The organism is Oerskovia rustica, from assembly GCF_014836555.1.
GTDB classification, from domain to species: Bacteria; Actinomycetota; Actinomycetes; order Actinomycetales; family Cellulomonadaceae; genus Oerskovia; species Oerskovia rustica.
Genome location: NZ_JACSQQ010000042.1, coordinates 24,010 through 29,816 on the forward strand (window position 1 = coordinate 24,010; position 5,807 = coordinate 29,816).

The 5,807-nt window shown below is 72.4% G+C and carries 4 protein-coding genes and 1 pseudogene; 2 read left to right on the plus strand and 3 right to left on the minus strand.

Annotation, left to right across the window (positions count from 1 at the left end):
- Nucleotides 1-41 precede the first annotated feature (41 nt).
- Nucleotides 42-1,331: an ABC transporter substrate-binding protein gene (locus H9652_RS17425; protein WP_191797744.1), complete on the minus strand. Its 1,290-nt coding sequence runs from the start codon at nucleotides 1,329-1,331 to the stop codon at nucleotides 42-44.
- 231 nt (nucleotides 1,332-1,562) lie between these two features.
- Nucleotides 1,563-2,627, minus strand: a complete 1,065-nt coding sequence (locus tag H9652_RS17430) for a LacI family DNA-binding transcriptional regulator (RefSeq protein WP_191797746.1) — start codon at nucleotides 2,625-2,627, stop codon at nucleotides 1,563-1,565.
- Nucleotides 2,628-2,958: 331 nt separating this feature from the next.
- On the opposite strand from H9652_RS17430, the gene H9652_RS17435 reads away from it, so the two are divergent.
- Both H9652_RS17435 and H9652_RS17440 read left to right on the plus strand, forming a co-directional pair.
- Complete coding sequence (locus H9652_RS17435; protein ID WP_191797748.1) at nucleotides 2,959-4,539, plus strand: GmrSD restriction endonuclease domain-containing protein; 1,581 nt, start codon at nucleotides 2,959-2,961, stop codon at nucleotides 4,537-4,539.
- Between the two features lie 87 nt (nucleotides 4,540-4,626).
- Nucleotides 4,627-5,361 (plus strand): LbetaH domain-containing protein, encoded by a 735-nt coding sequence (locus H9652_RS17440; protein WP_191797750.1) that lies wholly within the window; start codon nucleotides 4,627-4,629, stop codon nucleotides 5,359-5,361.
- A 108-nt stretch (nucleotides 5,362-5,469) separates the two neighbouring features.
- Here the strand turns inward: H9652_RS17440 and H9652_RS17445 are convergent.
- Nucleotides 5,470-5,807 (minus strand): annotated as a pseudogene (locus H9652_RS17445) (ABC transporter substrate-binding protein); the annotation flags it as partial.

The following is a 5,807-nucleotide window of genomic DNA, read 5'->3' on the forward strand; positions in this document are numbered from 1 at the left end:
GGCCCCCCCCCCCCCCCCCCGCGACGGGTACCGCCTGCGCCCTACTCGGCGGCGGCGGCGGCCAGGTCGGCCTGGTACTGCGCCAGGTCGGAGGCGCCGGAGGTGAACTTGCTCGTCGCGTCCGAGATGGCGTTGAGCACGGCGACCGAGGCGGCCGCACCGTGGGCGAGCGACGGCACGATCGTGTCGTCCGCGAACGAGGTGATGGCGGTCTGCTGGTACTCGGAGAAGTCAGCAGGGTCCGCATCGGTGCGGGCCGGGATGGAGCCCTTGGCCTTGTTGAACGCCGTCTGGCCCTCGAGGCTCGAGACCGTCTCGATCCAGGCCTTGGCGCCGTCGGCGTTCTTGGCGCCCACGGGGAGCGTGAACGAGTCGGCGAGGAATCCGAACATGCCGTCCGTCCCGGGGACCGGGAAGTAGGTGAAGTCGGTGCCGGCCGTCTTGCCTGCCTCCTCGAACGCTGCCACGGCCCAGTCGCCCATGACGTTGAACGCGGCGTCGCCGTCCATGACGAGCTGGGTGGCCTCGGGCCAGTCCAGGCCGTCGCGGTCGGTGTTGGTGTAGCTCATGAGCTTCTGGAAGTCCTCGAGAGCGGCCGTGACCTCGGGGCTCTCCCAGTCGGTCGTGCCGTCCCACAGTCCGTTGTAGGCCTCGGCGCCGAGATCGGCCATGAGGACCGTCTCGAGCAGGTTGACCTGGGTCCAGGTCTGGCCGACCGAGAGGGCAGTCTTGCCCGTGGCCTGGACCGCGTCGAGGGCGGCGAACCAGTCGTCGAGGGTCGCGTACGTCGCTGCGGGGTCGAGGCCCGCCTCGGTCAGGACCGCGGGGTTTGCCCAGACCATGTTCGAGCGGTGGATGTTGGACGGCATCGAGTAGATCTTGCCGTCGACCGTCAGGAGGTCGATGAGGTCCTGCGGGAAGACGTCCGTGACCCCGAACTCGTCGTACAGGTCGGAGATGTCCTCGATCTGGGCGGCGTCGATGTAGTCGGTGAGCTCGGCCCCCGCGTGAGCCTGGAAGGTGTCCGGCGGGTCGTTGGCCTGGAGCCGGGTCTGGAGCAGGTCCTTGGCGGCCGATCCGGCGCCGCCGGCCACCGCGCCGTTCACGAAGGTGTAGTCGGGGTGCTGCTCGTCAAACACCGAGACGAGGGCGTCGAGGCCGGCCTTCTCGGAGCCGGCGGCCCACCAGGTGAAGACCTCGACGTCGCCGCCCGCAGCATCACCCGAGCCGCCCGAGGTGGAATCGCTACCAGAGTCGCCGCTGCAAGCCGCGAGGGCCAGGAGGGCTGCGGTGCCCACCAGTGCCCCGGCGACGCGTAATCCGTTACGCATGGGGTCCTACTTTCGTCGTTGACAGCGCTGTCAGGAACAGGTCGAACGTAAGACCGCGCACCGGGGTCTGTCAAAGAGGTGCGCCGAATCGTTACCTCGGGGAGACCTGGGCGGGGTTCGAAGAGGACGACGACGACAAAGCGACCGACCCGGCAGGACCGGGCGCCCAGGGTGTACCGGCCGCCGCGCACGCCGAACGTCTCGCCGGACGTGTCGCACCGCGCCGTCAGGTCACCGGCCTGCCGGGACCTCCACCGCAGCCAGGCGCGGCGCGATCTCCCCGGAGCCCCGGGGGATCAGCACGGTCGGGACGACGCGCAGCCGGGGGGCACCCCCGGGCGACTCGATGCGGTCGACCGCGAGCCGCGCGGCCTCCTGGCCCATCACGGAGATCTCGTACCCGACGACGGTCACGTCGAGGACGTCCGCGAGCTCGAAGTCGTCGAACCCGACGAGGGCTACGTCGCGCCGCGTGCCGTGACCGGTGCGCAGCGCCCGGAGCGCGCCCTGGGTGATCTTGTTGTTGGCCGTGAGGATCGCGGTGGGCGGCTCGTCGAGCGCGAGGAGCCCCTCGACCGCCTCGCGGGCCGTCGCGGCGTCGTGCAGCCCGTCGCGCACGTAGCGCTCGGGGTCCTCGATCCCGGCGTCGCGCAGCGCGGCGACGAAGCCCTCGTGCCGTTCGCGGAACGTCCACAGGCGGGACAGGTCGCCGGCGAGCGCGATCCGGCGGTGCCCCTGTGCGAGCAGGTGCCGGGTCGCGGCCGCGGCGCCGACGCGGTTGTCGAGCACGACGGTGTCGGCCTCGATCCCGCTCGGCGGGCGGTCGAGGAACACGACGGGCACGCCGGTCGCGAGCTCGGCGTGCAGGTACGAGTGGTCGGCGGCCGTGGGGGCGATGAACAGGGCGGCGACGCGTCGTTCGATCAGCGCGTCGATGAGCTCGCGCTCCTGGTCCGCGTCCTCGTCGGAGCTCGTGGTGATGAGCTGGAGACCGTGCTTGCGCAGCTCACGCTCGATCCCGCCGGCGAGGTCCGAGTAGAAGGGGTTCGCGATGTCCCCGGTCACGAACCCCACGAGCCGGGAACCGCCTCCGCGTGCGAGGTCCGCCGCGACGGCGTTGCGTCGGAACCCGAGCGCGTCGGCGGCCGCCCGCACCTTGAGCCGGGTCGCCTCGGCGACGCTGGGTTCGTTGTTGAGCACGCGGGACGCCGTCTTGAGGCTGACTCCCGCGGCCTCGGCCACCGCGGCGAGGGTCGGGCGACCTCCGCCGCGTGCGGTGCGGCCTCCTGCGGCCATGTGCACCCACCCCCGCACGGTTCGACTGGCGGGGATTCTTCCACACCCCCGGCTGGCTCCGCCCCGACGTGTCACGCCCGACGCGGTTCGGGCGGCCAGGACCGTCCGGCGTTTCCTGGGGCGAGTAGACCGTGAATCTGACAGCGCTGTCAAGAGCAACGCGCGCCCACCCCTCGCCGTCCCTCCGTGAGACCGCGCCCACGCCCCGCGCCAGGGGCACGCCGGACCGATTCGTGACCACCCGACGCTCTCCGCTAGCCTTCGATCGCCCTGTCGGTCCAGGACGCCGCCGGCGGGTTGCACGCAGGCGACCAGAGCAGCAGGAGGCGTCATGGGTCGCACCGCTCCGGGGTGGTACCCCGACCCCTCCGCAGCCGGTACGGAACGCTGGTTCGACGGCGACCGCTGGTCACAGCACACCCGCCCCACGGTCCTGCCCACCAGCACGCAGCGCCTCCCCCTCGGCGTCGGGACGCTCGGCGGCGACGCCCCCCGCCCGACGAGCCCGTCGGGCGAGCACACCTCCGGCATGCCGTTCGCCGAGGTCCGACCGGCGGTCGACGAGCAGCCCGCGTCGTTCGCGCCTGCCTCGACCGTGCGGGCGCTACCTCCGATCCCGCCCCCGCCGGGACCGGTCGCGCAGCCCGCTCCACCCGCAGGCCCGACGACGTCGCGCGCCTCGGCTCGTCGGGACCGCCTGACCCGCCAGGGCACCTCGGCGCGTCGGCCGGCTTCCCGGCAAGGGCTCCTGTCCGGGCCCGCACTCTGGGCGGGCTGCGCCGTGCTCGTCGTGGCCCTCGCCGGGAGCGGGGTGGCCCTCGCGCAGAAGGGTGGCTCGGACAGGCCGCCGGCTCCCGTGACCTCCAAGGCGACGAACGCCCCGCCACCCGTCGAGGAGCCCGCGGAGGACCGGACCCCGGACTACCTCGAGGTGGCCAACTCGGCCGTCCTCGAGGTGCAGGCGCTCGACGTCGACGCGGTCGTGGCAGCAGCTCCCTCCCAGTCGGCGCTCGCGACGGTCGCGCTGCTCGAGGTCGGCGACCGGGACGTCTCCGCCGCGTTCTCGGTCGAGGCCTTCGGGGCGCGTTTCGCCGACACCGACGGCAACGGGTGCGACACCCGCAACGACGCGCTCGCCAGGTCGTTGTCCGGGGCGTCGTTCAAACCCGGGACGGACGACTGCGTCGTCCTGACGGGCCTGCTCGCCGATCCGTACAGCGGCACCGAGATCGCCTTCGAGCGCGGCCCGCTGTCCTCGGAGAAGGTCCAGGTGGACCACGTGGTCACCCTGACCGACGCGTGGCACAAGGGCGCGCGAGCGTGGGACGCGGCGCGACGTGAGGCCTTCGCGAACGACCCGCTCAACGTCCTCGTCGTCGACGGCGCCCTCAACCAGCAGAAGGGCGACGGGGACGCCTCGGCCTGGCTCCCCCCGAACGAGGCGTTCCGCTGCGCGTACGTCGCACGCCAGGTGGGCGTCAAGTACACCTACGGGCTGCGCGTGACCAGCACCGAGAAGGCGGCCCTCGTCGCCGTCCTCTCGACGTGCCCGGGTGAGCCGCTGCCGACCGGCAGCACGCTCCCTCCGCCCCGCGACCCCGTCGTCCCCCCGGTCGAGAAGCCCCGGCCGCGCCCCACGCAGACCCCGACACCCGAGGCGCCCCCGGCTGCCGAACCACCGCCCGCCCCGGCACCCTCGACTCCCACCCCTACCCCGACGCCCACCCCCAGCAGGACCCCGGTCCCCGAGAACTGCAAGGTCAAGGGTCTCTACGTGCGCGAGATCGACGGCGCGACCAACGTCTACTACGTGCGGGGCGAGGAGTGGAACTTCCGGGACGTCACGGCCGACGTGTGCTTCGAGAGCCGCAAGGACGCGGAGGCGGCCGGCTTCAAGCGGGCGTGGTGGTAGGGCGCCCGACGCGCTCTCCGCCGTCGGGCCGAACCGGGCAGTCCCAATTCCCTTGCACGCGGCAACCGGCTCCGGTGCACTGGCCCGATGGACCCCACCGCACGAGCCCTCTTCCCCGACTTCACCGTGGTCGAACGCCTCGACACCTCACGTGAGGTCCTGGACCATGCGGGCATCGTCCTGGCCCAGGGACGGCACTCCTGGTACAGCGGCCACTATCACCGCGAGAGCTTCGCGGGGCGCGCCCGCTACCTGTTCGCCGACTCCCCCACCTACCGAGGTGTCCCGACGGACAAGCTCGTGATCGGCAACTTCTGCCAGTTCGCGTCCGGGACCACGTTCCTGCTGGGCGGCAACCAGGGCCACGACATGGACGCCGTCACGCCGTACGGGTTCAACTTCGTCGACGGTGCGTCCGACGCGTGGAGGCCCGTCGGACACACGGTCGTCGGGCACGAGGTCTGGTGCGGGTACGAGTCGACGATCCTGGGCGGTGTGCACATCGGGGTCGGCGCGATCATCGGGGCGCGCGCCGTCGTCGCGAAGGACGTGGCACCGTTCTCGGTGGTGGTGGGCGAAGGGCGCGTGGTGCGTCACCGGTTCGACCCGCTGCGGCGCAAGCTGTTGTGGCGCGCCCGGTGGTGGACCTGGGACGACGAGCACGTCCGCGAGGCGCTGCCGCTCCTGCAGGGCGGGGACGTCGAGGCGCTCGCCAGGTCGGTGGGCATCACGCCCGACGACGTCGCGCACGACCCGGACCCGGCCCACCTCACGGGCCCGCGGGCCGCGCTACCACCCGAGCACGGCAGCGCCGCGAGCTGAGACCCGCCGCAACCAGGCGGCAGGCACGAGCCGCCCCGCCCCTGCGACGTCGGTCGAGGGACGGGGCGGTCGGTGTGTTCCGTCGGTCGGTGATCGTCCGACCGAGGGTCAGCGGTCGGCCCAGGCCTCCGGGTAGCCGGGCAGGTCCTCGCCGCCGAACTTGGCGTAGTGCAGCGAGGGCATGTCCTTGTTGGCCTCGAGGTACGTGTCGAGGTCGTCCTCGGTGATGGGCGACTGGGGCAGGACCCACTCGGCCGGGACCTGCTCGCCGTTCCAGATCTTCTGGGCCGCGAGCACGGGTGTGCGCCACTGGAACGTCGAGTAGACCGTCCCGAGCGCCGTCATGTCCGTCTCCTGCCACTTGCGCAAGAAGCTCAGCTCGTCCTCGCCCATGAAGACCGGGTAGGGCTTGCCGGCGTCCTCGAACGCCTCGACCGCCGCGACCG